This window comes from Mycobacterium sp. NGS26 (genome assembly GCF_059813025.1).
In genome coordinates this window covers 1-380 of the sequence record NZ_JCALDU010000044.1, presented here as the reverse complement: position 1 = coordinate 380, position 380 = coordinate 1, and the positions used below count along the sequence as shown (strand labels likewise).

The window sequence follows — 380 nt, the reverse complement described above, 5'->3', positions numbered from 1 at the left end:
GCCACCCCGCAGGCCCCGGCCGACCAGGCCGTGGCGGTCGCGCAGGCCCAGGCCACCCCGGCCGGCAACTCCGGGCAAACCGTCGCGAGCATGACCCCACAACTGGCGTCGACCACCGCCACGCAGGCCCCCGGCACGGTGGGGATCCCCAACCCGAATACGCCTTGGTGGAAGCTCAGCCCCGCCAACTACGACACGGTCCTCAAGCGGATGACCGGCCTGCCCTATCAGTCGAATGGCCTGGCCGCCTTTGGGACGGCCATCGGGCAGCAGTTGTTCAACGGCCCGGTGGGAACCACGGCCGGTGCCCAGGGCGCGTTCTTCGTCACACCGCAATTCGCCGCCCTGGGCGCCGGCGGCTGGACCTGGCACCCAGCGGG

1 pseudogene is annotated in these 380 nt (G+C 72.1%); it reads left to right on the top strand.

The features are described from left to right. Positions 1-90 precede the first annotated feature (90 nt). A pseudogene (locus AC5Y6X_RS24480) lies at positions 91-380 on the top strand (PPE family protein); the annotation flags it as partial.